This is a genomic window from Actinoplanes sp. DH11, assembly GCF_020873875.1.
Taxonomy (GTDB): Bacteria; Actinomycetota; Actinomycetes; order Mycobacteriales; family Micromonosporaceae; genus Actinoplanes.
In genome coordinates this window covers 1-1,363 of the sequence record NZ_JAHWGU010000071.1, presented here as the reverse complement: position 1 = coordinate 1,363, position 1,363 = coordinate 1, and the positions used below count along the sequence as shown (strand labels likewise).

Here is a 1,363-nt window from a genome sequence, read left to right as displayed (position 1 = left end):
ATCCACATGCAAGGTGCGCGGCATCACACCGTGCCGCATCGCCTGCACCATCTTGATGATCCCGGCGACACCCGCCGCGGCCTGCGTGTGCCCGATATTCGACTTGATCGAGCCGAGCCGCAACGGCCGGCCGTCCCGGTTCCGTCCATAGGTGGCCAGCAACGCCTGGACCTCGATCGGGTCACCCAACGTCGTCCCCGTGCCGTGGCCTTCGACCACGTCCACCTCGCCGGGTGCAAGCCGCGCGTTGGCAAGGGCCTGACGGATGACCCGCTGTTGGGAGGGACCGTTCGGCGCGGTCAGGCCGTTGGAAGCACCGTCCTGGTTCACCGCACTACCGCGAACCACGGCGAGCACGGGGTGACCGTTCTTGCGGGCGTCGGACAGCCGCTCCACCAGGAGCATGCCGACACCCTCCGCCCAGCTGGTCCCGTCCGCCCCACCGGCATACGCCTTGATCCGGCCGTCGGGCGCGAGGCCCCGCTGCCGGCTGAACTCGACGAAGCTGCCCGGCGTGGCGAGTACCGTCGCTCCGCCGGCCAGGGCAAGGGTGCATTCCCCGGACCTCAGCGCTTGCGCCGCCAGGTGCAAGGCGACGAGCGACGAGGAGCAGGCGGTGTCCACGGTGACCGCCGGACCTTCCAACCCGAAGGTGTACGAGACCCGGCCGGAGATCACGCTGCCCGCGGTGCCGGTGGCCAGGTAGCCCTCCACACCGTCGTTGCCCATGGCCAGCTGGGACGCGTAGTCGTGGTACATCACGCCGGCGAACACCCCGGTCGGCGAACCGCGCAGGACGGCCGGGTCAATACCGGCCGACTCGAACGCCTCCCACGACGCCTCCAACAACAACCGCTGCTGCGGATCCATCGCCAAAGCCTCACGCGGGCCGATGCCGAAGAAGCCCGCGTCGAAGTCGGCGGCCGCACCCAGGAACCCGCCCTGGGTGGTGTAGGTCGAACCAGGCCGGTCCGGATCGGGGTCGTACAGCGCCTCGACGTCCCATCCGCGGTCGGTCGGCAGGCTGGTGATGCCGTCCCCGTCCGCCATCAGCAGGCGCCACAGATCATCGGGCCCGGCCACACCGCCGGGGTATCGGCAGGACATGCCGATGATGGCGATCGGCTCGTCGAGTGCCACGGCAGCCACCGGGACGCCGCTGGTCTCCGGCAGCGCTCCCGCGAGCTCTCCGACCACATACGCGGCGAGTGCCGCCGAGGTCGGGTAGTCGAAGATCAGCGTCGCCGGCAACTTCAACCCCGTCACCACCGCCAACCGATTACGCAACTCCACCGCCGTCAACGAATCAAACCCCAACTCCGTGAACGGCTGCCCCACCCCCACCGCATCCACACCCGCATGC

At 69.6% G+C, this 1,363-nt stretch carries 1 protein-coding gene; it reads right to left on the bottom strand.

The window, feature by feature from the left end; all coding sequences use genetic code 11:
• A partial coding sequence (locus LPA41_RS40745) for a type I polyketide synthase (RefSeq protein WP_229076853.1) occupies positions 1-1,363 on the bottom strand: 1,363 nt, incomplete at both ends.